This window comes from Candidatus Zixiibacteriota bacterium, assembly GCA_040753875.1.
In the GTDB taxonomy this organism is placed as follows: Bacteria; Zixibacteria; MSB-5A5; order GN15; family FEB-12; genus DATKJY01.
In genome coordinates, this window is the sequence record JBFMDV010000027.1 from 16,165 (window position 1) to 42,256 (window position 26,092).

Sequence of the window (26,092 nt, forward strand, 5' to 3'; positions counted from 1 at the left end):
ATTATCAGATTATCGGAACACTAAGGGCCGAAATTGAGAGGGATTCTGGAGACAGAGATGAACGTCAAGGGCGTCGCCCAATCTGAGCGATGCCCCCAGAAGATACGCCATTCGCTGATTTCTACCCCAAATAGTGCAGCTTGCTGTTGGATGTACTCAGAAGCGGTTTTTCATCCGCTACCTCGGCAGCTACTACTTCGGCCACATACACGGTGTGGTTTCCTGCCGGTACCGTATTGACGACCTTGCAATCGAGAAATCCAACCACGCCGTTCAGGACCGGCGAGCCGGTCACGGGTGAGCTGGTCAAGGAAGCGCTGTGCAGTTTCTGATAGCCGGACTCGGCCGGACCGTAATAGGTCTTGGCGACCTCCACATTACCGGCGGCGATCATATTCACGACAAACGCGCCGTGCTGCTTGAGCAACCGCGAAGACTGATGTTTGTTGTGCACCGCCATGGCGACCATGGGAGGAAGCGAGCTTATCTGCATCAGCCAACTGGCGGTGAAAGCGTTTCCCTCCTGCCCCTTCCCCATCGATACGACGTACACGCCGTACTCCAACTGACGAAGCCCCTTCGTAATCGACTTTTCTGTAATCATGGGAATCTCCCGGGCGTCTGACTCGCCTTGTTTTCTTCAGTGTTCGAACGGATGGTCCTGGTTGAAATCGGGCCGATAGTTCTGCGGGCTGTTGAGTTCCTGCACCCAGCCCCGGTGGAACCCGAGCCGCTCAAATTCATCGACCACTTGGGCATACTCATCGGTATGTAACACCCGTCCGAGGCGCGGGTGCCCGGCCACGGCCGGGTTCGGATGATACTGCGACATCAGCGATACATGGACATCTGGCGACAGCTCGTCGGCGATCCATCGAAGCACCGCCTTCGAATTCTCGACCTGTCCGGGGATAACGAGATGCCGGATGATCATGCCGAACAAAATGCAGCCATCGTCATCGACGTAGATATTCGCCCCCTTCTGGCGGAACATCTCTTTGATGGCGGCGGTGGCATGTTCGACATATTCCGGTGTGTCGGAATAGGCGCCGGCCAGGCGGTTATCCAGATATTTCAAGTCGGGCAGGTACACCTGAATCTTGTCCTCGAAAGAGGCTATGGTATCCTTCTTGTCATAGCTTGACGTATTATACACGAACACCGGCGACCGGCCGATTGCCGTAAGGGTGTCGATGATCACTCTGACCTGTGGAATGAAATGAGACGGCGAGACGAATCCGACTGCTTTTGAACCCTGATCCAGGATAGCTTCGATCGGGGCGATAATTTGCTGGAGTTCGAGTTTGCTGTCCTGGACGATGCTGTCGCGGCGACTGATCTGCCAGTTCTGACAGTAGACACACTGCATGTTGCAGTGGGTGAAGAAGATATTGCAGATGCCGTGAGGTCCGGAAATGACCGGTTCTTCACCCCGATGCGCGCAGATCGAGCCTATCGAAAAGTCCATACCGCTGCGGCAATAGCCCAGCTTATTGCTCGACCGGTCGGCATGGCATTGGCGCGGACACTGTGTGCAGTCTTTCAAAGCTTCGAGAGGCGCCAGGAGGCGCTGCCAATCGCTGTCGGTCAGCACGCACCGATTCGTCAATACAGGACCCATATTGTCGGCAAAATATACGCAATCCGGGCGGTTTCAGCAACCGGCATGAGATGCCCGGATATCAGACCCGAATCGGCAGGATAACGATCGGTATCCCCTGGTGGTAGAGCCGTTTCTGAACCGCGAAGATCGTGTAGTTATGAAGGAGACGCGTGAAAAAGGATTCCTTCTGGAAAACCAGTTGTCCGCCGAACAATACGGTTTTGGGAAAGCGCTCCAGAACCTCGGGAATTATCCGCTCGATCTCCTCGACAACATCGACGCCAATAGCGGTCACGCTCTCGGCAAAATAGCCGTGCTGCTGCATGTAGCGGACGTACCGCTTGCCTTCCGAGACGATATGTTCGGTCAGCCGGTCGATCTCGGCCGATCCCTTGAAATTGCCGACATCGATCGACCCCACCTGCACGAAGATGAAATTCTTGAACGTGCCTTCAAACAGCTTGATGACGCTGAGCAGGGTATGCAGGCCGAGTCCGTTGAAGCCATTGACAAGCAACACGGCTGTCTTTGCTTTCCGATCGCACGGAACAACGGGTGCCGGTTCGACGGCAGGCTTTTCGGACAGCGCGGTCGCGGCCACCAGCAGTTCGTCCAGCCGGTTGAGCTGGCGGGCGGTCTGGCGATAGTGGCGCTTGATGACGAAGGCCAACGCAACGAGCAGTCCGGTCACCAGCAGCGTGAGCCACCCCCCCTGGTAGAATTTAAGAATGCTCATGGACAGAAGCAGGAAGCCGGTGAGGAGCAGGCCGATGCCGTTGATGCCGAGCTTGTATCGCCACCTGGCCGTGCGCCGTCGCTCCTGCCACCAATGCCGCACCATGCCCAGCTGCGACAGACAAAACGTGATGAATACCGTGATACTGTAAAGCACTACCAGGAAGCGCACCGACCCGCGTGAAATGAGCACCATCGCCAGCGCAGTTCCCCCCATCAGAAGAATTCCATTTTGGGTCACCAACCGGTCACTGAGCATGGAGAATCGCGTGGGGAACCATCGGTCGACAGCCATATTGGATAACACTCGCGGGCCATCGAGGAATCCGGTCTGTGCGGCGACGAACAAAAGCGCGGCTTCGGAGAGAAGTGTCACGGTCACGAAGATAGTCCCCCACCCGCCCCAGCCACCGGTCATGGTCTGGAACAGGACGGCGTTGAGCGTCTTGCCGGGGACCGGTTCGACCTGAAAGAGCAGGTACGCGATCATCAGTCCCAGGACCATAAACGACAACGACAGCGCCATATACCGCATGGTCTTTTTACCGTTCTCGACACGCGGTTCGCGTATCACCGGCAGCCCGTTCGAGACCGCCTCGATACCGGTGTAGGTACCGGCACCGAAACTGTATGAGCGCATGAGCAGGAAAAAGACGCCGAGGAGTCCTATCTCCGATTGTGCTTGTGAGAACTCGCTGACGGTAGTGTCGAACACCTTCGGAAGAACCGGAACATGGGTCACAATGGCGTAGGCAATCGCGATCACATGTGTGCCCACGAACACCAGCATTATCGGGATCAACGGCACGACCGATTCGCGGATGCCCCGGAGGTTCATGACCGTCAACAGCAGTACTCCGGCTACCGCAAATACCAGTTTGTAGCCGTGCCATTCGGGCGGGAGGAAACTGAACAGGGCATCGGAGCCGCTCGAAATGGAGATACCGATGGTCAGCACGTAGTCGATGATCAGCGCACAGCCGGAGACCATGCCGAAAGTCGGACTGAGGAGCTTACTGGCCACCAGGTAGCCGCCGCCGCCTGAAGGAAACAGCTCGATGATATGCGTGTAACTCGTGCTGATGATAAGAACGGTGGCAACCGAGGCGAGCCCGACCAGCAACGCCAGATAACTGTGTCCCTTGAGAGCCAGGAACGCCTCTTCAGGACCGTAGCAGGATGACGAGAGACCGTCGGCACCCATCCCGACCCACGCCAGGAACGCCGTCAGCGTCAAAGCGTGAAACAGCGACCGATCCTGGAGATCGCGGCTGCCGCCGATGAGAAGCGTCTTGACTTTCTTGCTCAGCGATGGTTCGGTATCCATCACATCCTCAAACTTCAATATTGACGACGTTAGACGGCATTCAGAGCGTCCCAAACGCCGAACGCGGACCGCTTATTAAAGGGGAATCGGGACCAAACGCAAGTCAGATTTGTGGACCCAGAGAATCACTGTTTCCGGGCGAGAAAAAACGTCCGCCCCGTTTCTTCGGCAATTCGATCTCCGGTGATGTTATACATCGCAGGATCGGCGAAGCCTGTTCCGTGCAGGGCGGCTATGATCTGTTCGGAACGGTAGCACGTTTGCGTGAGGGCGAGATTGACACGCCGCCACCCTGCGCCCTCCAGACGAAAAAGAGTGAGGTCAAGCCGTGCAGTTCTTCTGTCGGAGTCGTAGGAGGATCGTGCCGCCACCACGTTGTCATTTTCGACCATCGAGAATGACCCTTTCCAGCGTTCACGGTAGCCGACGTCCATATTCAGATCGAACAGGAACGGAGCACCCGGATTCAGCAGTCGCGAGACATTCTCAAATGTCTTTCTGATATCCTCGATCGTCAGCAGGTGATTGAGACTGTCGTAGGTTGAGACGGCAGCGTCGAAGGTGTCATCAAGCGAAAACGAGCGGGCATCGGCACGATGAAACAGAATGGCAGGCGCGTTGACGCGAGCGAAGCTGAGCATCTCCTCGGAAATATCCACGCCCACTACTCTGAAACCCCGTTCGGCGAGCCGAGCCGCAAGCTGGCCGGTGCCGCAGCAGAGATCCAGAATAGATGCGGCGGACGGAAGATTGGGCAACAGGAGTTTCTCAAGAAGAGGCATCACACGATCTACCCAGGGACCGGCCCAATGCTTGTTATAAAACCAGGCGAATTGGTCATAATCTGAAGAAGGATGGTTGCTCATGGGTCACGCTCCAGTGTCAGTATAACCGGGATCACGAGCGGAAAGCACCATAAACTGTGTCCGGTCACACGGGCTACTGCCACGGTACCCTTTTCCTTGCCAAAGGACGGTTCGTGGGTTATTCTCGAAGGCAATAACGGACAAGCAAGTACATTCAAGTACTGGAGACCAGATTCGTTGCTGTCGCCGGGCGAAAGCGCACCATGACCGAATCAAAGAGTACTAAGCGTACTGATATAGAGATCTGGAACGAGGTCTTATCCGGGAGTTCCAAGGCCTGGCGCGAGTTGATCGAACGATATCAGCCACTCGTTTACACGGTGGCCACACGCGCCGGCCTGTCTATGGCGGATGCCTCTGATTGCTTCCAACAGACCTGGGTACTCCTGTTTCAGAATCGGTACAAGCTCAATGATCCGAGCCGACTATCAGCCTGGCTGGTAACAACTGCCAGGCGGGAGGCGATCCGACTGGGACGGCGAGTTGATTCACACAGCGATCTCGACTCTGTACCGGAACCGGTAGACCCTGACCGATTACCGGACGAAGCGCTTGAGCGAATGCGCCGTCAGTCGCAACTTGAAACCGGTCTCCGGCAGCTTGATGAGCGGTGTCGTAAGCTGCTGACTGCCATATTCTTCGCTCCAGAGGACAGATCGTATGAAGAGGTGGCGAACATGGTGGGGATCGCCCCTAACTCCATGGGCCCCATACGAGGACGCTGTCTCGAACGCCTCAAACGGATACTCGTTGCGAACGGTTTTCCCGCTGTACGAAAAGGGGGAGCGGTCTCTCTGTAGGTCGGATGTTTCTGAAGGGAAAGGCTGTTACGGATGAAAATTGTTAAGCACCCGGATCGAACAGAGCTCCTCAAAGCCGTCGCTGACAGGACGCCGACCGTTCTCTCGCATCTGAAGTCCTGTGCAGCCTGCCGTGAACTTTTTGAGCTTCTTGGCGCTTATCCGGTTGCCGGCGAGCTGGCGCTCACGAGCGCACCTTCAGCCTGGATCGACCGAGCTGTAGAGCTGGCACGTACAAGCGCGCCATCTGAGGTCGTGAGACGGCTTCTGGCGCGGCTTTCATTCGATTCCTGGAGCCTGCCGGCGGCGGTTGGCGTCCGGAGTCTGGCCACCGAAACCGAACGACGACTCCGTTTTGACACCGAACTTCTCACGTTCGACCTTCGGGCCGAAAAACAGTCCCAAGGATGGGATTTCATTGCTCAGGTTGCCGAAAAAACTTCCCAGGCCAGTCACATCGAACTCCGCGCCGGACGAACCGTTATCCCGGTCGACGGCCGCGGGTTCTTTCAGTGGTCCAGTAAACGTCCCACGGCCAGATTGACGCTACGAGTTGACGATATGTTGATCGAGTTGCCGGAGGTGACGTGGAAGACGAAAAACCGGACCTGAGCCGGACTGCCCGACGTTTCCTCGCCTCCGGCAGTGTGAGTCGGGTAGAACCGACCGTCTTAGCCGCGGCTTGCGAAACTTTCATACTCCAGAGATCCCGGCAATCATTATCCGACGCCTTGGCGCTGGCGAGACAGTTCGTGAAACGGTCAACGGGGCACCCAAGCGTCGTCCGCCTGGCCGCGTATCGTTCCCTGGCCCGCGCCGCTCATCTCAGCGCCCGTCACCGTGAGGCACTACGCGCCTATCTGAATGTCCGTCGGCTGCATGGCGGAAACAGGCTCGGGGTGGCCAAAGTGGACCGGGCGCTAATTGACATTTACATGTATCTGGGGAATTTTTCAGAGTCACGGCGAAAGGCGCTGCTGGCAGTACGGGCTTTCAAGAACGCTGGGGCGTTATCCGATGTGGCGATGACACAGGTCAATCTGGCCAACGTGTTGCACCGGCAGGACCGACATCGCGACGCCGAAAAACTGTATCGCTCGGCGGCCGAGCACTTCAGAAAGACTGCCGACGCTCCTGCCCTGGCGCGCTGTCTTTACAACCGCGCGAATACGCTCGTGCAGTTATTTCGCATGGACGAAGCCGAGCAATCGTACGACGAAGCAGAGCGAATTTATACGGCCAACGGTTTCACGCTTGAAGCCACCGATGCCCGGTACGGCCTGGCCTGGCTCAGAATGCTCAGTGGAAAATTCCACGTCGCACTCACCGACCTGGCCGAATGCGAATCGATCTATCGACAGATGGGTCAGCCCAAAGGGGCGGCGCTTTGCGAACTCGACCGCGCTGAGGTGTACCTTGGGCTCAATCTGTTCAGTGATGCTCGCGAAGCCGCTCGAATGGCCGAAAGATCGTTCCGCAAGCTGGGCCTTCGTTACGAATTAGCCAAGGCGTGCCTGTTTCGCGCCAAAGCGGCGCTGGCGCTCGGGTACGCGGTCGAAGGCAAAAAAACGCTGGCAGCGGCACAGACCCGATTCAAAGCCGAAAAGAACAATGGATTTCTTGGTGCTACACTTCTGGCGAGAGCGCAGATATCCGATGACCGGCGCGAGCAATTGTCGGCTCTGGTCAGAGCGCGGCGCCAATTCGAACGGGCGCAACTGCCGCTGTGGGAAGCAGTGTGCGATCTGCACGAGGCCGCAAGTTCACGCGATGCCCGCAGACCACTTCGCCGCCTGGCCAGAAACGGAGCGGCTCAACAGGTGCCGCACTTGTTTGCCGGATGGCAGACGCTGGCCGGGGATATCGCGTATGGGCAGGGGAAGAAACAGCAGGCGCGCACCCATTGGCAAATCGCGGCCGAGCGACTTGATGCCGTTCGAGCACAATTGCCGCCGATCGAAATGCGCTCGACCTTCAGCCGTCTCCCGGGCAGCCCCCATCGAAAACTGGTCGCCTCTTTTCTCGATGATGACCCGGCTATAGCTGCAGTTTGGTCGGAGCGATACAGGACTGCCGGTATCTGGACCCCACTGGTAGACCTTGTCGCTCCTGACCAAACCCGCCAACGCGCCGAGAATAGTCTGGTGCAACTGGCCAATCAAGTGGCGCAACTGTCACGCCAGATCGGGGGGGTGGCGGGCGAACGTTCTGCCTCGACCCTTCTTCCGCGGGCAGTGGCGAGGCTACAGCGCGATGTTCGTATGGAGCTGTCCCGCGCGGAGCGGAATGGAGGAGGTCAGGTCGATTCGATAGAGCGTCTGCTCGAGCAATTTGCCGCAGCATCCCGCATGCAGCCGGTGGTACAATTTCATCAGCACGAAGCAGACATAGTGGCGTTCATACATGAACATGGCACGACGCGGGTGCACCGCTTTCAGGACGGCGGCAACCGTCTCATGCAGTCGATGCGGGAGTGGCGATTCCTGCTCGAAGGAGAACTGCTGTCACAACAACTGGGTGCGGCCATCGTGGGGGACCAGGAAACCCCGTTCTTTGAATCGCTCGGGGAATGGCTCTGGCGACCGCTCGAGGTGCCGAAGCGAGTACCCCGGGTCCTTATTATCCCTGAAGGGGATCTGGCGAATCTCCCATGGCAGGCGCTGCGAGTTGGTGGTGAGCCCCTCCTCGATCGGCACGACTTTGTCGTTACACCGAGTATCCGCCATTTCAGTCATGCCAAGGAGATCATCGTCAAGAGCTCCGAGGTCGGCGTTTTCGTAGGACCAGCTCAGGATCTGCCGGAAGTGAGCCGTGAATTGCAGACCCTGCAGGAGTCCACGACTCGTCCAATCACCATACACGATCCGAGCTGCCGGCAGGATTGGCCGGCCACGGGAGAGGCATCGGTCTGGCATTTTTCCGGGCACGCGCATCTTCGCGCCGACAATCCATTTTATTCGTTCCTGGCGCTGGCAGACGGCCCGCTATTTGCAGCAGATTTCAGACTGAAAGATGTCAAGGTTCACCTGGTAACGCTGGCGGCCTGTCGCTCCGGCCAACAAGTGGCTCTTCCGGGCGAGGAAACCTCCGGGCTGGTTCGGTCGTTACTGGAGATGGGCGCCCGAAATGTTATCGCCGGACATTGGCCGGTCTCGGATCGCTCGACAGCTCTGTGGATGAGCACCTTTTACAATACGTACTTCGTGGGCAACGACATACTGGCGGCGGCCCGCCGCGCGGCGACGGTGGTCCGTGAGCAGTACCCCTCGGCCTATCACTGGGCCGCTTTCTCCGTTTTCGGCGCCGGCAATTAAGGAGCAGGTTATGCGCAAGTATTTCATATCCGTGTTCATTGTCCCGGGTCTCCTCCTATTTTCCGCGGGACCACTTGCGGCCAACGGCAATCCCTATGTGCCGGGCCAGATGGTTTTGAAACTGTGGGCAGGGCAGGAAGACCAACTCGACTCCATCACCAACCTGTATCAGGCGACCATTGTGGACTCGCTGGCAGGGGTGGGCTGTTATCTGTTACAGGCACCTGAAGGGCAGGACCCCGAGAGTCTGTCGCTGGAGATGGAGTATGAGACGGAGGTGGAATACTGCGACGCAAACTACATTCTGGCCGCGCCCGAACCGGTTCAGTCGAGCCAGCCGTTCATCGATCTGCAGGCGCGTGGCGATTTTCTGACTCAGCCGGCATCAACGCGTCTGTCACTGCCGACTGCCCAGGCGATCAACAGCGGCACGGGGGTATCGGTTGGGGTCATAGATGTTGGTGTCAATCTGGTTCACCCGGCTCTGGCCGGAAATGTGGTTTCAGGCTTCGATTTTGTGTCCAACGATGCGGTAGCGACCGATGAGCCGGGCGGTTCGGCCAGTGGTCACGGGACTTTCATCGCCGGTGTTATCAAACTGGTGGCGCCGTCGGCTGAGATTAAAGCATACCGGGTGCTCGATACGACCGGGAATGGGGACGGGTTCTCGATTGCGGAAGCGGTGGTCCGCGCCGTCGATGAGGGCTGCAAAGTGATCAATCTCAGTATGGTCATGAGCGGCAAGCACGGCTCACTCGACCAGGCACTCACCTATGCGCGCGACCACAATGTTATGGTGGTTGCCGCTGCCGGCAACGACTCCACGGAGGTGCAGCGATATCCGGCATCCGACTCATACGTGCTGTCGGTGGCGGCGCTCGACTCATTCGACCTCAAGGCCGGATTCTCCAATTACGGCAGCGATATCAGCCTGGCGGCTCCCGGCACCATGGTGTATGCGCCGTTTCTGGATACCCTGTACGCCTGGTGGAACGGCACCAGTTTCGCAGCGCCGTTTGTGGCCGGGACTGCCGCGCTGGTGTATGCGTCCAATCCATCGGCCACCTGGGAGATGGTTCGCGATGCGCTGCGCAATACAGCCACCAGTGTCGATTCCATCAATCCACTTTATGAGGGAAAACTTGGCACCGGCATGGTCAATCCGCTCGCGGCGGTGCAATCGGTAACCAGCAGCGTCTGCGGTGACCTGGACCAGAACCAGATCGGTCCGGACCTGGCTGATCTGACTTTCCTGGTCGACTTCCTGTTTTTCAACGGTCCGGCCTGCACCAATCAAATGATCGCCCGCATTGATCCGGGTACCGGCTCGCCGGACATTTCGGACCTGCAGTACCTCATCGATTATCTGTTCTTCGCCGGTTCCGTGCCAGTCTGTGCTCCCTGATCGTTCCGCATTGTGTTAGGGCGAAATGACTCCTCGCAGGCCAGCCTGCGGGGTTCTTTTTGCCTGTACTGATACCACTCGGCACGCCTCTGTTTCACAGAATCAAGAGTAACCGAATCGACAAAGTCCACAAAGAAAGGGACCAAATGAAAACCGTGAACCTTCGCAGAATCCTGATGGGGTCCATCTCACTGGGGTTGCTGATCAGCCTTATCGGCTGTTCCGGGGAAAGCCCGGTCGCGCCGATGGCCGGCTCCGGTGGTTCCACTAACGGCGGTGGTATTTTTGCATCCGCCACCTCGACCGAGATTTACGGTCGTGTTGCCAGCATAGATCCGAACGCACATACGATGACTCTGACCGGCGACCCGACGACCATCACGGTGGCCGACAACGCCGAACTTGTTCGCCGCGAGCATGGCATCGAGACCCCCATCACCCTCTTTGATATCAACGTGGGAGATTCTGCCGAGGTTCATGGCGATATGAACGGCGGCAGTCTTCTGGCCGACCGTGTCCGCATTCGAATCGAAGATGGACCCGGCATGGAAGTGGAGCTGCGCGGACGAGTCGCTGCCGTGGACACCATGGCACGGACACTTGCGCTGGTAGGGGATGCCACAGTGTACAACGTTTCGCCGTCGGCGGAGATCGTGCAGAGGACCTCGGGAGTTGAGACGCCGATCGAACTGGGGCAGATCGTTGTGGGTGACTCACTCGAAGTGAAGGGGACAACTCAAGCGGACGGCTCAGTGCTGCTCAGCCGTATTCGCGTCAAGATCGAGGATCTGGAAGACATGCGGGCAGAGGTCGAGTTCACGGCCAGGATCGCCACGATCGATTATTCGGCCGGCACGTTCACGGTGGAGGGGCACAGCGAGACCATCGTGACCGACAGCAATACCTCGATTTTTATGAAAGCGAATATCGACTCGAGCGGCACGCCGGCCGGCAAACCGGTTGACGGCGGTGACGGCGAAGGATTCCAGGATGAAGATCTTCGCACTCCCATAGCCTTTACGGATCTGCGAGTGGGTGATTTCGTGGAGATTCATGCCAATCGGATCGATGCCTCGACGCTCTACGCTGTCGCGATCGAGCTCGAAGACGGCGCCGCCGGGGACGGGTTGGAGGTAGAATTCAAAGCGAACCTGGCGTCGGTCGATCCGGTGAACGGGATTGTGACGTTCGACGGCCAGACCTGGACCGGCGTGGTAGCCCCCGGAGCCGATCTGAGAGGGTTAATGGATGAGTCGCTGACGCTGTTCGATTTCGTGGCGGGTCAATTGGTGGAAGTGGAAGGATTCCGGCAGGCAGGTGATACGCTGCAGGTAGTCAAGATGCATCGCGACAACAACTGAGCGGTGCTATTGCTGAGAAAGGGAACGTGGTGAGGACGTTCCCTTTTTCGCATTTCCCAACGCCCCCTGTTCGAACGTGATGGCGTGCAGAATGGTATCGACGAAGAAGTAGTTCTCCGCGCTGAAGGGCACGTACAGAAGACGCGCTTCCACCGGTGCAATGCCAACCGGCGCCGATGCGAGGCGCGTCTGCTTTGATGTCAGGTCGCGCTGGATAACTACTTCGGCGAGAGTCAACGCCTCGGTCAAACCGATGGTGGCCGGCTCACAACTTTTCTCCAGACGGTCCATGGTCTCGACCGGCAGGCGGCCCGAAGCCGTCGTCACTCGCTTGGTCAGTCGGTACATGCCCTCAAAGCTACGCATCGCGAACGCCGGAATGACCAACTGGTCGGACGGGTAGAGCCCTCCGAGCACGCTGCGGACGTCGGCGGCACTTGTGTCGGTCAGCCGAAACGCCCAGAATGGGAACAGCCGGTCATTCGCCGGTTTTGCGTTTGTCGCCGCGACAAGCTCCCGGTTCAATAGTCCGTTCGATTCCAAAAACTCCACTCGGTCGCAATTGTGACACGCGTAGACGCAGGAGCGCGTCTCGGGAAGGTCGACACCGCAATTGCCGCAACGATGTAACATTACCGATAAGCTGCCGAACTCGACGACAGTATCAACAGGCGACTGACTCGGTCTATCGCTCTCGTCCTGTCCTTCACCGGCCACTTTGCCGGTAACAGCATCGACGGCAAAGCGGCGCACGGTGCCGGTCGATGGTGATTCAACCAGATAGTAGGGGAAGTACACCATGGAGCCGCGTGGTCGGAAGAGGCGCGTGGCATGTCCGCCCGGTTTGACCTCTTCCAGTCTGCCGAGACTGCTCACAGTCTTTTCCGACCGGGCCAGGGCATCAGACCATGTTTGCGTAATGGGAAGCGATACGAACCCATCGGGCAAACTTTCGCGTGAGAACGGAATCATGTGGAGGAACTCCGTTCGCATACCCAGCGAGTACGGAATGGCCGGATCGGAGCCACAGGCGATTATGGTCGTACTGTACGGCACGAGATTGATGTCGGTGCGTGTGCGCTCCTCCGGTTCCGTATCGGAGAACTCGTCCTCGTTTTCGCACTCCACTTCGTAGGTGATGGTGCGAACTTTGAGCATGACGGCATCGATCTTCCAATACGGACAGAGAACGGCGGTGATGCTCAGGCCGGAATTCGTCAGCGGCAGACCGTTGTCCCGGCAGTACCGGTCGACCACGAACCGCACTTCCGACTTGGGCTTCTTCGCTCGCACCAGATAGGCGGGAGGCGTTTCGGGCATGATGATGCGAAGCACTGACGCGCAATGTGGGCAGGTGAGCACAAAGAAATTGCTTTGCAGCTCAAGCTCCCCACCGCAGCCGGGACAACTGACATCGATGCTGAAGCCGACTCTATGCTGGCTTGGTGTCGCCGCCATTGACCTGCTTTCCACACGAGCCGCAGAATTTCGAGCCGGGCACCAGCTCCGCCTGGCAATGAGGACATGCCAGTTTTGTGTCCAGCTTGTAGCCGCAGAAGAGACAGAAGTTCGCCTCCGTGGGAAGTTCCTTGCGGCAGGACGGGCACAAGTTCTGGACGACCATGGCGTGACCGCACCGGTAGCAGAAACGAGACTGCTCCGGCGTGTCGGTGTGGCAGGTCGGACAGGTGACGGTCGCCACCGGCTCGCGGCGCAGTTCCACCTGGTCGGGCGCGAACACTTTGGAGAGCATGGCCGGCATCATCACACCTACTCCGGCCCCCATGCCGAGGGCGGACCCGGTCGACGCGGGACCACCGGCGGTTCCCAGCCCTTTGGCCATCTCGAACTTGAGGAATTTGTCCAGATCCCCGACGGCCTCGAGACCGGAACGCTGGTCGATCATTTTGGATACTTCATCCGGCGGCGTGATGGATGAGATGTAAAAGTCCACGAGCGACAATCCGTACTTTTCAAACTCGACTCTGATTGTCTCTTTGAATTGATTCGCCAACTCGGTATACTGCTTTGGCAGATCGAGCACGGTATCGAGTTTTTCGCCAAGCAGATCGTTCAGGCGGGCGACGATGACATCACGCAGATAGTCCTGGATATCCTCGGTTGAGTACCGCGCCTGGCGGCCAACTATGGAATTCAAAAACAAACTCGGCTTGTCGACCCGCATGGTGTAGGCGCCGTGTCCGCGGAGCCGAACCAGCCCGAATTTGGAATCGCGGAACGTGACGGGGTCTCTGGTCCCCCACTTGAGATTGGTGAACACCTTGAGGTTGATGAAATAAACCTCAGCCCGGAACGGCGAATTGAAGGCGAACGGAAACGACAGTAGCCGAGTCAGGATCGGCAGGTTGAGGGTGGTCAGCGTGTGCCGTCCCACCGAGAATATATCGCAGGCGTGGCCGTCGCGGAAGAAAATGGCCAACTGGCTGTCCCGGACGATAAGCTGGGCGCCCAGCTTAAAATCAGCCGAGCCCTCCTGTGGCAGGCGGTGAATAATCTCATCGCCGCTGGGGTCCATCCATTCAATGACTTCAATCAGAAGTGACATAGGTCTCTCCAAGTGAAAAGGCGATTATATAGTCCAATAGGTCTATTGTCGGCAGAGTCTGCCGACCACTGAATAGTGGTTCGGCCGCGGGAACCTGGCGGGTCGAACGGGGCTTATAGGGAAAATAGTCCGTTTATCTCAGGAGATCCACGATGAGGTTCGAAAGTGTCGTTGACGCGATTGGTCACACCCCTTTGATCCGGCTCAACCGCCTGGTTTCACCGGACTCTGCTACCCTTTACGCCAAGATGGAAAGCTACAATCCGTGCGGTTCGGTCAAGGACCGGATCGGTGCCGCCATGATCGAAGCGGCGGAACGGGACGGAAAACTGAAGCCGGGCATGACGATAGTCGAGCCGACCTCCGGCAACACCGGAATCGCCCTTGCCTGGGTGGCGGCGGCGAAAGGGTACCGGTGCGTCATTATCATGCCGGAGACCATGAGCCAGGAGCGCCGGGCGGTCGTGAAGCAATTTGGCTGTGAACTGATCCTGACGCCAGGCACCGAGGGGATGAAAGGGGCAATCCGAGTGGCTGAGGAACTGGTTACCCAGCGGGGGTATTTCATGCCGATGCAGTTCAACAACCCGGCCAACCCGGCCATTCACCGAAAGACTACGGGACCGGAAATCATCCAGGATCTTGGGAATCTGCATCTTGACGCCTTTGTCTCGGGTGTTGGTACAGGGGGAACTGTCACCGGGGCAGGAGCGGTGTTGAAAGCGAAGTATGGGTGCCGCGTGATCGCCGTCGAACCTGAGGCCTCGCCGGTGCTTTCGGGTGGTCAACATTCCCCGCATCCGATTCAGGGAATCGGCGCCGGATTCATCCCTAAAAACTATGATGCCGGCGTGGTGGATGAGATCATTCAGGTGAAAAACGACGATGCCTTCGCCATTGCCAGGGGTCTGGCCAAACAAGAGGGGATTCTCGCCGGGATATCGTCCGGAGCGATCGTCTGGGCCGGACTTCGGGTGGCCACCCGTCTGGGGAAAGGGAAAACCGTGGTGACCTTTGTCTGTGATACCGGCGAACGATACCTGTCAACCAAACTGTTCGGCGAGTAGTATCAAAGCAAACACCAACGCTGTCGATATAATGGAATATGCTGGCGTTCTTTGAAGACATCAAAGCGATCTACCGCAACGACCCGGCGGCGCGGAATATCGAGTTCCTGCTGTATCCGGGGTTCCACGCGATCACCTTCCATCGGTTCAACCACTTTCTGTGGAAACTGGGGATCCCGTTCATACCGCGGCTTTTGTCCCAGTTCAACCGGTTTTTCACCGGTCTGGAGATCCATCCGGGCGCCAAAATCGGCAAGGGTTTTTTCGTTGACCACGGCGCCGGCGTGGTGATTGGTGAAACCACCGAGATCGGCAACAACTGCGTGCTGTTTCACAACGTGACGCTCGGCGGTACCGGCAAACATCACGGCAAGCGTCACCCCACCCTCGGCAACAACGTGCTGGTCGGCACCGGCGCCATTCTGCTCGGTCCGATCACGGTCGGGGACAATGTCAAGATCGGCGCCAACAGTTTTGTGGTGATGCGCGACGTCCCGCCAAACTGCACGGTGGGCGGCACTCCGGCCAGGATCATCAAGCGGAACAATGTTGAGGTCGACGAAGAACTGCCCAAGACGATCATCGATGTCGCCGCATAAGTGAGCTGCGGTCCTAACATCGCTAACAATATCCATATAAAAGAGCCCTTCTTGTTCAGATTGGGCCATTTCTCCGAAGAAAAACGTTGACAATATCGAGTTATCGCTCGATATTTAGATGGAGAGTTACCTGAATCGCGGCGAAGCTTTGGGGCCTGCCGGAACGGGCGGCTTTCCGATAGTGAATTGCTTTCGTTGTTACCACATACCCTCGGTTTCGCCGGGGGTATGCTGTATAGGTTCAACTTTGCGGTGTTCGACGTAACGCCCCACCGATCATGACGCCGATTATTCCTACAATCACGAGCGCCACTTGATACCATAGGGGCTGAACTCCCCGCGCAGCGAATGCCGAAACAAGCCCCATCACAACAATCACGGCCGCCAGCCAGTAGATGTGTTGCCCTGGTGTCTGCCGGGCTATGAGAACTGTCACATTTCCGCCGGCTGCCGCAAACACCAGGCCGGTCCCGAGAATCACGAGCGGCCAGGGCTGAAGCGGGAACAGGTTTCCCTTGTCCATGCCCACGCCAAAATGCTCCGGCACAAGAATGCCAAGTGCCGCGAAAAAAATGAGGGTGAGTACGGCCATGACAAGATATCCGGCGGCGACGGCCAGAATGCTTCGTACCATGATGCTATTCCTCTTCGACTGAGTTGGTAACCGACAGCGGAATAGTAGATTTGCTGAGTCCAAAAAGCAAGCCCGGGGGCGTGATACGCATCCGGGCACTATCAGGCCATGCCGGCCGCAATTATGCTACCACAGGTCGCTCATTTGTCGGCGGTGCCCAACGGCTTTCCCTGCGCAAATGATTCCTGCCTGGCTTGCAGTCCGTTTTCGTCCCAGGTGGTCCAGACACCCACCTTCTCCCCTTCGTGGTACTGTCCTTCTGTCCAGCGAAGTCCGTTCACTCGCCAGGTGGCAAAGGGACCCTGTAATCGACCGTTCTTGTAGGCGGATTGCTGCTGCTTCTGACCGGATTCATACCAAATGGTCCAGGTCCCTTCGGGAAGTCCCTGCAGATACATCCGCTCTTCCTGTTTGGCTCCACTCGGATACCAGGATACCCAGGAACCGTGTTCTTTCCCACGATTGCAGAACCACTCCTCTTTGCGCTGACCGTTGGCGTACCAGCGCGTCCAGTGGTCATCCGGTTTCCCCCGATAGAACTTTCCCTTTTCCTGCACCTGGCTATTCTCGTAAAGGGCGACATACGGCCCGTGAAGCTGACCCGACAGGTAGCGGCAGGTTTCCTTCTGGGCGCCGTTTTCATAGTAGGTGACCCAACTGCTCGAACGCACCCCCTGCTCGTAGGTTCCCTGGGTCTCCTTTTGGCCGGAGGGGTACCATGAGGTGAACTGTCCCTGTTTGACAGCCGTCCCGGTGGAATCGCTTTGTTCCATCCATTGGGCTTTCAGACGGTGGTCCGGATAATATTCCCGCTTCTGACGGAATGTGCTGCTACAGGCGCTAAGCAGCAACGCAGCGATAAGAAAAATCGAGGTGGCAACTAAAGTCTTTTTCATGACAGATATCTCCCGAGTTGTTTCGGTCAGTATCTGTCATTATCGGATCGGCCGGACCGAAATTTGAGTTGAATGTCGTCGATGGTTGTCGGTACTAACGGCGTGACATTCGTCGATTGCCCAACTTTTGAACAACCGTACCACAGAAATACCTATGAAAATGGGCAGAGGTATGAGACCTCTGCCCCGCTGAAATCTGACTATGATGACAGGATCAGTAGGAGTACTGTGGCTCCCAGCCGTTGGCCCCTTTGGGGAGCAGGTCGAGAAAATGCCATACGGCGCAGAAGTCATCACCTGGGCCGAAGTAGGTCTTTGCTACCTGGAAGATTCTCCCCTTCTTATCGCGCACGAACGCCGAGACACCGGGCCAGGGGCTTTCGTCTTTTGAGGCGAACCCCATGTCGGCGAAGAAGCGGGTGCCGTAGCTCGAGAACATGCGGAATTTCCAGCCCCGCATCTGGCCGAACGCCCGTTGGGTTTGATAGTCGTCGGGAGAGACGACTACGAACGGCAAACGGTTTTCCATGTGCCAGTAGATGCCGTTGAACCCATCGGCCCACAACGTACAGTAGCGGCACGCTTTTCCCATGTTGTGCACAACAATCAGCTCGTTGCGCTCGTCGAAAAGGCTGGACAACGTGACATCGGCCCCCTCCCACGTCTTGAACGTGTAGTCAGAGATTTCCTTTTTGGGGAGCTTCTTGCGGAGTTTGGTCAGTTTCTGTTTGGTCTTGAGAATCTCTTTTTCGAGCTTCTGGACTTCTTTCGCCGCGCCGGGGGTCGCCGTTCGCGCCATTTGGTTACTCCTTCTGATGACTGTTTGATGAGACAATCTAATATCGATGAGCCTGGTACACAATAGGCTCGATATCACATGTGAACTTGCAGCCTTAACGTGAAGTATCTGCCAGTTGCTTTGCCTCTTTCGCTCGACGCGCGACCATTCTATATTGCCGCCTGACATGCAGCCCAATACAACAGAAGGATGGTCGCGATGATCTGCCGTGCCTTGCTCCGTTTGACTTCGTTTATTCTTGTGATCCCGCTCACATTCATAACCTCGGTTGCACTTGGCGCAGACCCAGACACGGCCAAGGCCGAAAAGAAATGGGATGTCACCAACCCCGGCGTCCCCTGCGACACGCTGGAGTTTGACGCCACCGAGGGGACCTGGACAAGTCTCGATGTCAGTCCCGACGGACGGAAGATCGTGTTTGACCTGCTTGGGGATATCTACGCCATGCCGATCACCGGCGGCAATGCTACGCTGCTTTCCGGCGGTTTGCCGTACGAGACACAACCGCGGTTCAGCCCGGACGGGAAATGGATTTCGTTCACCAGCGACCGCGGCGGCGCGGACAATATTTGGATCATGCACACGGATGGCTCCGAGCGCACGCAAATCACCAAAGAAGATTACCGTCTTCTGAACAACGCCAACTGGCACCCCAACGGACAGTATATCATCGCACGGAAGCATTTCACCAGCGAACGAAGCATGGGAGCCGGTGAGATGTGGCTATACAAGATTCCGGAAGGGGGAGGCGGGGTTGGGCTGACCACTCGGAAGAACGACCAGCAGGATGCCGGCGAACCAATCTTCTCGCGCGACGGTAAGTTCCTCTACTGGTCCGAGGATATGACGCCAAGCGGCTATTTCGAATACAATAAAGACCCCAATGGCACGATCTATGTTGTCCGCCGTCTTGACTTGCAGACCAACGAGATCCGAGACATTATCAGCCTCCCCGGCAGCGCGGTGCGTCCGCAGATCAGCCCTGACGGGAAAATGATGGCGTTTATCCGCCGCGTCCGCGCGAAATCGGTCCTGGCGCTGTACAATCTGGAGAGCGGCGAAGTTCGGCATTTGTGGAATGGTCTCGATGAGGACCAGCAGGAGACCTGGGCGATTTTCGGTGTCTACCCAGGCTATTCGTGGACACCCGATGGCAAAAGCATTGTCATCACAGCCAAAGGGAAAATCTGGCGGGTCGATGTCGCCACTGGTCAGTCGACCGAGATACCGTTCAAGGCTCACGTAGTTCAGACACCTGCCAAAGCTATCCGGTTCGATCAGACAGTAGCGGGAGAGACATTTCCAGTCAAGGTCATCCGGTGGCCATCTGTTCTAACTAACGGCAGAGATGTAATCTTCCAGGCGCTTGGATATCTCTACAAATACAATCCGGCCACCGGTGCCCGCGCTCGAATTACCAAACAGACCGACCATTTCGAATTTGCGCCTTCGCTCAGCCCAGACGGCAAGTCGCTGGTCTGTGTTACCTGGAACGATCGCACCGGCGGCAGAGTGGAGTTGGTTCGTCTGGACAATGGACAGGAACGTGCACTTGTGAATCGTCCCGGACACTATGTAACCGCCTCATTCAGCCCGGACGGGCAGTGGGTAGTCTATCATCGAGGTGGCGGCGATGGGTTCCGCGGACGGATTTGGGACGATGACCCCGGAATCTATATCATCGATGCCGCCGGCACGAAGGAGTCAAGGTTCCTCACGCGTGAAGGCAGGCAACCGGTGTTCAGCAAAGATGGACAACGGGTCTATCTGCTTTCAAACGAAGGGAAGAAATCTGCGCTGATAAGCGTGGATCTGCTCGGCTCGGATCGGCGCGTGCATGTGACATCGGAGCGGGCGGTCGATTTCCGCCTCTCCCCCGACGAGAATTGGCTGGCGTTCGAGGAACTCTGGCAATCATATGTGGTGCCGTTCCCGCACGGGAATGTACCACTCGACATTGCGCCAGAGATGAAAAGCCTTCCAGTGAGACGCCTGTCGTCGGATGCCGGCACCTATCTCAGTTGGTCACCTGAAAGCAAAACAGTCCGGTGGAGCCTTGGCTCACAGTTGTACAGCGTTGAAGTAGCCAAGCTATATGCGGAGGCACCGACGAGCGATAGTGCAGACAAGAAGGCGGATGAAGATAAACCTAAGGTGAAACCGGACTCGGTCAACCTTGGCTGGCAGGAACCATGCGACATTCCGAATACTGATCTGTATTTCGTAGGCGCGAAGATACTCCCGATGAACGATATGTCGATTATCGAGAACGGTGTCGTCCATATCAAAGGTCAGAAGATTGTTGAGGTCGGGACAAAGGACAAGATCGCGATTCCGGCGAATGCCAAGGTGATCGATGTGAGCGGGATGACTCTAATGCCGGGACTGGTCGACATTCATGCCCACCCCTGGTCCTCGAACAGCGACATCTACCCGCAACAGGACTGGGCGTATCTGGTGAATCTGGCGTTCGGGGTCACCACCATGCACGACCCAAGCAACAACTCCCAGATGGTGTTCGCCAATGCGGAACTGGTCAAGAAGGGAACCTGGCTTGGGCCGCGCGTTTTCTCCACCGGTACCATTCTGTACGGCGCCGAAGGGGATTTCAAGACCGTGATCAACTCGTATGAGGATGCCGTCAGCGCTATCAAGCGGACCGCTGCCTGGGGTGCCTTTTCTGTCAAAAGCTATAATCAGCCACGCCGAGAGCAACGACAGATGGTGATCAAAGCCGCGCGCGAGTTGGGAATAGAAGTTGTCCCCGAAGGGGGTTCCTGCCTGTACTACAACATGACGCACCTCCTCGATGGCCACACCACGCTGGAACATCCCGTACCCGTAACGCCTCTGTACGACCCGGAATTGCGTCTGCTGGGCCGATTCGGCACTGGTTACACGCCTACCCTGATCGTGGGCTACGGTGGATTATGGGGCGAGAACTACTGGTACCAGCATTACAATGTCTGGGAGAACAAGCGGCTGATGAATTTCACCCCGCGCTCAGTGGTCGACCCGCGCTCGCGCCGTCGCCCGATGGCGCCCGAAGAGGAGTACCATCATTTCGCGCTGGCGAAAACAGCGACCGACGTGCTGCACGGTGGCGGCAATGTAGAGATCGGCGCGCACGGACAGTTGCAGGGGCTTGGCGCGCACTGGGAGACATGGATGCTTCAGCAGGGCGGGATGACGAATCACGAAGCACTGCGCTGCGCCACCTGGATGGGAGCGCGGGCGATTGGACTCGATAAGCAGCTTGGCAGTATTCAACCGGGATTACTGGCCGATCTGATCGTGATTGACGGCGACCCCCTAACCGATATTCGGCAATCGGAAAATATCAAGTACGTGATGGTGAACGGCCGTCTCTACGACGCGATGACGCTGGATCAGCTTGAGCCGGAGAAGAAGCCACTTCCCGAAGGTCCCAATCTCGACGGCGTGCTGGGCACGGATGTGGGGCACGGGTGTATTGGGGAGTGATTGAGGCGTCGGTCCCGCCGCAAGTGGTGGGGTACCAAGTGGATGTGTGGTGTCGGGCGTCCTCGCCCGACACGCGATCCGCCTCGCAGAAGCCGTCAGGCGGGGACGCCTGACGGCACAGCGACTCGACAGTATCACTTGGTGGCACGGTTACACAATCAACATCAACCCGTCGTCGATGAGTTTGGTAAGTTCCTTGTGCGTGCGGGCCTTGGCTTCCAGGTTTTGCTTGATCTCCAACCGGAGCTCCGGATACAGGCTCTTCTTGAAGAGGATCTCCAGAATCTCCATAGAGGCCAGCCAATCGTGCGGGTGATTCGCTTTCAGGTCGGCCCACAGACCGGGCAGCTCGTCATATGGACGGCGGTGCTCGCGAATGTCACGTATCTGCTGATACAGAGCATGAAGCCGCTTGGCGTGCACGTCGTAGGTAACCTTGATTGTTCGTTCCTTAGGAATTAGCGGCACCTGGTCGTAGGCATCTTTGTCTGCGGCACCTGAGAACACCGACACGATTTTCTCCCCTACCGCCATATCGAACGTCCCCCAGTCCGGCTTGTACAGCACGCGGTCGCCAAAGGTCACTCTGCAATTGCTGATGATCAAGAGAATGACCTTGCCGTTCCGGCGCTCGATCCGGTCAAGATGCCCTTTGACAACAACGCCGCCATCAAAACTGAGCGTGATATCTTTACCCGTCTCGATCCCGTTCTCTCGAAGCTGGCTGTCGGTCATCGACTCCAATGCAATGCTCGTGCCTTTCAGTCGCCCCACCGGCGAGCCAAACCCATCGGCATGATAATCCTTGCCGTGACCATCGACCTGTTTATAGTCATAAGCGAGCGCCGACGGCCCGGTGGTTTTCAGATAGACCGGCTGACCAGTTTTCCCCGGAATAATCTCGGTGAATCGCCCGGTCAGTTGTAGCCCCGATGAAAACTGGCAACTGCAGACATTGGCGCATTCGATCGCCTTATTTAGGCCCTCGGTCCCACCAACGGTGTACGCCATTGCAGCGACAAACTGGTCGAGCACGTGATTGAGATGGTTGAAATCCGGCGTCACGAACAGTTGCGGCTGTTTGGTAGTGATATCGAACGCATAATTGGCGGCATCGATCGTATACGGAATTTTCTTCACGTTCTCTTCAAGGCAGGACACCGCTTCACCAATCGACGACAAGAGCCCGGCCCCATAGATCTTTGGGTTCTCCATCGAGCCGATAAGGCCATACTCCACGGTCCACCAGTGTAATCGGCTCAATCGAGCCATCTCAGATGGTTCTCCCAGGTTCGCCTGGCGCTCCAGCACATCGTTCATCGCCCGGTCGACCTCCTTCGGGTCGGTGTCCGGCGCTTCTTTGAGAATCGAGAGATGGCGGATTGCCTGGTACAGTTCGAAGTCCTTCTTTGAGGACATCGCCTTGGTCCCGACCTCGCCGAACCGTTTCAGGTACGCGGCATACTCGCCATCGACAATAATCGGCGCATGCCCGGCTGCTTCGTGCACGATGTCCGGGGCCGGAGTATACTCGATATGATGAATCTGCCGCATGTCACAGGCAATGACGAGCACTTTGTACGCCTGGAACTCCATGAACGCGGCCGGCGGGATGAACCCATCGACCGCCACCGCTCCCCAGCCGATCTTGCCGAGTATGTCGTTCATGTCCTCGATTCGCGGAATCGCTTCCAGGTTGATGCCCGTATTGAGCAGGCCGGTGAAGTAAACGCGGTGGGCGTTTTCTTTGAGGATATGTACCGCCTGTTTCATGATGTAGCGCCAGACGGCGTGGTCGACCGGGGTGTAGTCATTGAACCGCTGGTCGACGGCGAACTGCCGAAGATGATTCGGAAGTCTGCCCACCTGGGGGTTGTTGGTTCGAAATGCCGCCATGGTGGCCGACTGCGTGTTAGGCATGACACCGTTCTCCTTGTGCACCGGATCGGAAATGATGACCTGCCTGCCGCGCCGCGATTCCGGCAGCGGAGGCGCGTTGTCAACATATACTAAACAAGTCTAATATAAATACGGTTCGCCGGGTGGACAAGAGTTTGTTGGCCGGGTGACTCGGAACCAGTCCGCGCGGACGCCGGTTGAAAGAGTACCGGCTGCGGATTGGCGATCAAGGAGTTTGTCGGTCTATGAGCGGGCCAGAAAGGGCTTGATTCGAAACCGGTTGGCCGCTATGTTGGAGCGCGTTGTCTGTCGGTGAAACCGGCGGTGCGACGGTGCGATAATGGGCGGCAACGACCGTACATAACAGGAATTTTTGGTATGGCGGATGTGATCGGAATCAGGGGATACGACTTCGTAGAGTTCTATGTGGGCTCGGCCAAGCTTTCGGCCTATTGGTTCGCCAAGGCCCTTGGCCTGGAAATGACCGGTTATCAGGGACCGGAGACCGGTGTGCGGGACCGCATCTCGTTCTTGCTCACCAAGAACAAACTCAAATTCGTCATTACCTCGCCGCTGCAGCCGGGCACCTACGACATTCAGGGGTTCGTATCCCGCCACGGCGATGGTGTCAAGCGCTGGGCGATCGAGGTTGACAGTGTCGAACAGGCATTCCGCTACGCCACGCAGCACGGCGCCGTCATGGTGACCAAACCACATCGCATCGAGGATCACCACGGGTATGTCGAGGAGGCCGCTATCCGGCTCTATGATGACACGGAACTCATGTATATTAACCGGGACCATTACGACTATATTTTCCGACCCGGATTCTGCAGCCCGATCCAGAAGATCGAGTTAACGTGCCAGGAGACCGGGATTGTTGGCATTGACCACATTGTCGGGAATGTCCGCGAAAACGAGATGAACCTCTGGGCCGAGTATTTCAACAAGACGATGGGGTTCGAGACTTTTGTCGATTTCAAGGCCGGCGATATCGGCACCAGGTACTCGGCACTTCTTTCTAAGGTTGTGCGCAGCTCAGACAGTCAGATTCGTAACCCGATTAACGAACCGTTTCAAGGCCTGAAAAAATCGCAGATCGAGGAATACATCGAACAGTACCAGGGCTCCGGCGTACAGCATATCGCCATCGCCACGGACAATATCGTCCAGTCCATCGCGGCCCTTCGCGCCAACGGCGTGGAGTTTCTGTATGTGCCCGACACGTACTACGATGCTCTGCGGAAACGAGGCGACTTGAAGATCGAAGAGAGTGTGGATGACCTCCAGAAACACGGGATACTCTGCGATATCGAGGGGAACGGCTACCTGCTGCAGTTGTTTACCAAGCCGATTGGGGACCGCCCGACGTTCTTCTTCGAATTCATTCAGCGCCACGGCGGAAGCCAGGGGTTTGGCAAAGGGAATTTCCAGGCGCTGTTCGAATCGATCGAACTTGACCAGAAGCTGCGCGGCAACCTCGACCGCGAGTACCAGACGGGGCTGCCGGCCTGCTGAGCCGATCCCTGGCACACATTTGAAGGAGAAGGTTCATGCCGTTTTATCATAAACTGGGGAAGATTCCGGCCAAGCGACATACGCAATTCTACAAACCGGACGGCAAGTCGCTATACCGCGAAGAACTGTACTCCACGCTCGGCTTCTCCGGCGTCTACTCGAACAAGTACCACATTCACATGCCGACCTCCGTGCACAAGGTGCGCGAGGTGCCGCTCCACAAACCGGTAGACTGGCCGGATGCCCCGCTGCAGTATTACCACTTCTTCACCGACAGGAAGAAATCTGCCGGTGATTTCATCACCTCGCGCAACCTGTTTTTGGCCAATCCGCATTGCGCCATTTCGACCGCGCATCCGTCCGCCGACACCGACCTGTTTTTCAAGAATGCGTACGCCGATGAGTATGTGTTCATTCATCATGGCCAAGGCGCCCTCCTGACCGAGTATGGTCGCCTTCCGTTCGTTGAGGGAGACCAGATGATTATCCCCAAGGGGATCCCGTATCAAATCAAGTTTGAGTCCTGGAAAAACAACAAGATGCTCGTGGTCGAGTCGGATACGGCCTACGACATTCCCCATCATTTCCGCAACGAATACGGTCAGCTTGAAGAGAGCGCGCCATATAGCGAACGGGATATCAAGGTACCCGAGTACATGGAGCCGTTCGATCAGATCGGCGAGTTCAAGCTCATCGTAAAGGCCGGGAACCGCTTTTTTGAATATATTCTGCACCATCACCCGTTCGATGTGATTGGGTGGGACGGGTATCACTATCCATATGCGCTGAATATCAAGGATTACAATCCCAAGGTCGGAAAGCTGCATTTGCCGCCGCCGACGCACCTGGCGTTCAATACCAAGCACTTTGTTCTCTGCAATTTTGTGCCGCGCCCGTTCGATTTCGACCCCAACGCCATTCCAGTCCCCTACTGGCATTCCAACTGCGACAGCGATGAAGTGCTCTATTATGTCGAAGGAGATTTCATGTCGCGTTCCGGGATCGAGGAAGGCTCGGTCACGCTGCATCCGTCGGGCATGCCGCACGGTCCTCAGCCGGGAAAGACCGAGGCGTCGCTGGGCGCCAAAGAGACAAACGAATACGCCGTTATGATCGATACGTTCATGCCCCTCAGGCCGACCCTGAATGTTCGGGAGACGCTCGATGAGCGGTATACCCAGTCCTGGCTGCCGAAGGGGTAAACCACCCACTTTCTACCG

Annotated in this window: 20 protein-coding genes; 10 read left to right on the forward strand and 10 right to left on the reverse strand. The window is 57.1% G+C overall.

Translation table 11 applies throughout. The features are described from left to right. Positions 1-121: 121 nt before the first annotated feature. From AB1644_10645 to AB1644_10660, 4 genes are all read right to left on the reverse strand, one after another. Positions 122-604: a flavin reductase family protein gene (locus AB1644_10645; protein ID MEW6051505.1), complete on the reverse strand. Its 483-nt coding sequence runs from the start codon at positions 602-604 to the stop codon at positions 122-124. Between the two features lie 36 nt (positions 605-640). Continuing rightward, positions 641-1,621: a radical SAM protein gene (locus tag AB1644_10650; protein MEW6051506.1), complete on the reverse strand. Its 981-nt coding sequence runs from the start codon at positions 1,619-1,621 to the stop codon at positions 641-643. A 61-nt stretch (positions 1,622-1,682) separates the two neighbouring features. Continuing rightward, complete coding sequence (locus AB1644_10655) at positions 1,683-3,665, reverse strand: APC family permease (GenBank protein ID MEW6051507.1); 1,983 nt, start codon at positions 3,663-3,665, stop codon at positions 1,683-1,685. Between the two features lie 125 nt (positions 3,666-3,790). Continuing rightward, a complete protein-coding gene (locus AB1644_10660) occupies positions 3,791-4,531 on the reverse strand; it encodes a class I SAM-dependent methyltransferase (GenBank protein ID MEW6051508.1) in 741 nt (246 codons plus the stop codon). Positions 4,532-4,734: 203 nt separating this feature from the next. Here AB1644_10660 and AB1644_10665 point away from each other — a divergent pair, with 203 nt between their 5' ends. The 5 genes from AB1644_10665 (at position 4,735) to AB1644_10685 (ending at position 11,411) form a co-directional block, all read left to right on the forward strand. Further along, positions 4,735-5,331 (forward strand): sigma-70 family RNA polymerase sigma factor, encoded by a 597-nt coding sequence (locus AB1644_10665; GenBank protein ID MEW6051509.1) that lies wholly within the window; start codon positions 4,735-4,737, stop codon positions 5,329-5,331. A gap of 33 nt (positions 5,332-5,364) precedes the next feature. Then, positions 5,365-5,943, forward strand: a complete 579-nt coding sequence (locus tag AB1644_10670) for a hypothetical protein (protein MEW6051510.1) — start codon at positions 5,365-5,367, stop codon at positions 5,941-5,943. Between the two features lie 140 nt (positions 5,944-6,083). After that, positions 6,084-8,645, forward strand: a complete 2,562-nt coding sequence (locus AB1644_10675) for a CHAT domain-containing tetratricopeptide repeat protein (protein ID MEW6051511.1) — start codon at positions 6,084-6,086, stop codon at positions 8,643-8,645. A gap of 10 nt (positions 8,646-8,655) precedes the next feature. Next, positions 8,656-10,050, forward strand: coding sequence for a S8 family serine peptidase (locus AB1644_10680; GenBank protein ID MEW6051512.1), 1,395 nt, complete (start codon positions 8,656-8,658; stop codon positions 10,048-10,050). A 155-nt stretch (positions 10,051-10,205) separates the two neighbouring features. Then, the gene (locus AB1644_10685) at positions 10,206-11,411 is read left to right on the forward strand and encodes a DUF5666 domain-containing protein (GenBank protein ID MEW6051513.1); all 1,206 of its coding nucleotides are present in this window, start codon (positions 10,206-10,208) and stop codon (positions 11,409-11,411) included. A 6-nt stretch (positions 11,412-11,417) separates the two neighbouring features. On the opposite strand, the gene AB1644_10690 is transcribed toward AB1644_10685, so the two are convergent. Both AB1644_10690 and AB1644_10695 read right to left on the reverse strand, forming a co-directional pair. Continuing rightward, a complete protein-coding gene (locus tag AB1644_10690) occupies positions 11,418-12,869 on the reverse strand; it encodes a hypothetical protein (GenBank protein ID MEW6051514.1) in 1,452 nt (483 codons plus the stop codon). Continuing rightward, entirely contained in the window at positions 12,844-13,977 is a 1,134-nt protein-coding gene (locus AB1644_10695; GenBank protein MEW6051515.1) for an SPFH domain-containing protein, read from the reverse strand. The genes AB1644_10690 and AB1644_10695 overlap by 26 nt, the downstream gene beginning before the upstream one ends. A gap of 152 nt (positions 13,978-14,129) precedes the next feature. On the opposite strand from AB1644_10695, the gene cysK reads away from it, so the two are divergent. Both cysK and epsC read left to right on the forward strand, forming a co-directional pair. Continuing rightward, positions 14,130-15,044 (forward strand): cysteine synthase A, encoded by a 915-nt coding sequence (gene cysK, locus AB1644_10700; GenBank protein ID MEW6051516.1) that lies wholly within the window; start codon positions 14,130-14,132, stop codon positions 15,042-15,044. 38 nt (positions 15,045-15,082) lie between these two features. Next, on the forward strand, positions 15,083-15,643 hold the full coding sequence (epsC, locus tag AB1644_10705) for a serine O-acetyltransferase EpsC (protein ID MEW6051517.1): 561 nt from the start codon (positions 15,083-15,085) through the stop codon (positions 15,641-15,643). 241 nt (positions 15,644-15,884) lie between these two features. Here epsC and AB1644_10710 read toward each other — a convergent pair whose 3' ends face one another. The 3 genes from AB1644_10710 to AB1644_10720 form a co-directional block, all read right to left on the reverse strand. Continuing rightward, the gene (locus tag AB1644_10710) at positions 15,885-16,277 is read right to left on the reverse strand and encodes a hypothetical protein (protein ID MEW6051518.1); all 393 of its coding nucleotides are present in this window, start codon (positions 16,275-16,277) and stop codon (positions 15,885-15,887) included. A gap of 140 nt (positions 16,278-16,417) precedes the next feature. Next, on the reverse strand, positions 16,418-17,173 hold the full coding sequence (locus AB1644_10715; GenBank protein MEW6051519.1) for a toxin-antitoxin system YwqK family antitoxin: 756 nt from the start codon (positions 17,171-17,173) through the stop codon (positions 16,418-16,420). A gap of 214 nt (positions 17,174-17,387) precedes the next feature. Further along, positions 17,388-17,972 (reverse strand): DUF899 family protein, encoded by a 585-nt coding sequence (locus AB1644_10720; GenBank protein MEW6051520.1) that lies wholly within the window; start codon positions 17,970-17,972, stop codon positions 17,388-17,390. A 198-nt stretch (positions 17,973-18,170) separates the two neighbouring features. Between AB1644_10720 and AB1644_10725 the strand changes: the two genes are divergently transcribed. Continuing rightward, entirely contained in the window at positions 18,171-21,455 is a 3,285-nt protein-coding gene (locus tag AB1644_10725; GenBank protein MEW6051521.1) for an amidohydrolase family protein, read from the forward strand. A gap of 150 nt (positions 21,456-21,605) precedes the next feature. Here AB1644_10725 and AB1644_10730 read toward each other — a convergent pair whose 3' ends face one another. Continuing rightward, entirely contained in the window at positions 21,606-23,375 is a 1,770-nt protein-coding gene (locus tag AB1644_10730) for an aromatic amino acid hydroxylase (protein MEW6051522.1), read from the reverse strand. A 357-nt stretch (positions 23,376-23,732) separates the two neighbouring features. On the opposite strand from AB1644_10730, the gene hppD reads away from it, so the two are divergent. Together hppD and AB1644_10740 are read left to right on the forward strand one after the other, a co-directional pair. Further along, the gene (gene hppD, locus AB1644_10735) at positions 23,733-24,872 is read left to right on the forward strand and encodes a 4-hydroxyphenylpyruvate dioxygenase (protein ID MEW6051523.1); all 1,140 of its coding nucleotides are present in this window, start codon (positions 23,733-23,735) and stop codon (positions 24,870-24,872) included. A 35-nt stretch (positions 24,873-24,907) separates the two neighbouring features. Continuing rightward, the gene (locus AB1644_10740) at positions 24,908-26,074 is read left to right on the forward strand and encodes a homogentisate 1,2-dioxygenase (protein ID MEW6051524.1); all 1,167 of its coding nucleotides are present in this window, start codon (positions 24,908-24,910) and stop codon (positions 26,072-26,074) included. Positions 26,075-26,092 lie beyond the last annotated feature (18 nt).

Bases quoted from the DNA above. Each gene is read 5' to 3' on its own strand.
- AB1644_10725 (MEW6051521.1), top strand. From the start codon at position 18,171: ATGATCTGCCGTGCCTTGCTCCGTTTGACTTCGTTTATTCTTGTGATC.
- AB1644_10645 (MEW6051505.1), bottom strand. From the start codon at position 604: ATGATTACAGAAAAGTCGATTACGAAGGGGCTTCGTCAGTTGGAGTAC.
- AB1644_10665 (MEW6051509.1), top strand. From the start codon at position 4,735: ATGACCGAATCAAAGAGTACTAAGCGTACTGATATAGAGATCTGGAAC.
- AB1644_10730 (MEW6051522.1), bottom strand. From the start codon at position 23,375: ATGCCTAACACGCAGTCGGCCACCATGGCGGCATTTCGAACCAACAAC.
- AB1644_10720 (MEW6051520.1), bottom strand. From the start codon at position 17,972: ATGGCGCGAACGGCGACCCCCGGCGCGGCGAAAGAAGTCCAGAAGCTC.
- AB1644_10660 (MEW6051508.1), bottom strand. From the start codon at position 4,531: ATGAGCAACCATCCTTCTTCAGATTATGACCAATTCGCCTGGTTTTAT.
- AB1644_10695 (MEW6051515.1), bottom strand. From the start codon at position 13,977: ATGTCACTTCTGATTGAAGTCATTGAATGGATGGACCCCAGCGGCGAT.
- AB1644_10710 (MEW6051518.1), bottom strand. From the start codon at position 16,277: ATGGTACGAAGCATTCTGGCCGTCGCCGCCGGATATCTTGTCATGGCC.
- AB1644_10690 (MEW6051514.1), bottom strand. From the start codon at position 12,869: ATGGCGGCGACACCAAGCCAGCATAGAGTCGGCTTCAGCATCGATGTC.
- AB1644_10655 (MEW6051507.1), bottom strand. From the start codon at position 3,665: ATGGATACCGAACCATCGCTGAGCAAGAAAGTCAAGACGCTTCTCATC.
- AB1644_10650 (MEW6051506.1), bottom strand. From the start codon at position 1,621: ATGGGTCCTGTATTGACGAATCGGTGCGTGCTGACCGACAGCGATTGG.
- AB1644_10670 (MEW6051510.1), top strand. From the start codon at position 5,365: ATGAAAATTGTTAAGCACCCGGATCGAACAGAGCTCCTCAAAGCCGTC.
- AB1644_10680 (MEW6051512.1), top strand. From the start codon at position 8,656: ATGCGCAAGTATTTCATATCCGTGTTCATTGTCCCGGGTCTCCTCCTA.
- epsC (MEW6051517.1), top strand. From the start codon at position 15,083: ATGCTGGCGTTCTTTGAAGACATCAAAGCGATCTACCGCAACGACCCG.
- AB1644_10740 (MEW6051524.1), top strand. From the start codon at position 24,908: ATGCCGTTTTATCATAAACTGGGGAAGATTCCGGCCAAGCGACATACG.
- hppD (MEW6051523.1), top strand. From the start codon at position 23,733: ATGGCGGATGTGATCGGAATCAGGGGATACGACTTCGTAGAGTTCTAT.
- cysK (MEW6051516.1), top strand. From the start codon at position 14,130: ATGAGGTTCGAAAGTGTCGTTGACGCGATTGGTCACACCCCTTTGATC.
- AB1644_10715 (MEW6051519.1), bottom strand. From the start codon at position 17,173: ATGAAAAAGACTTTAGTTGCCACCTCGATTTTTCTTATCGCTGCGTTG.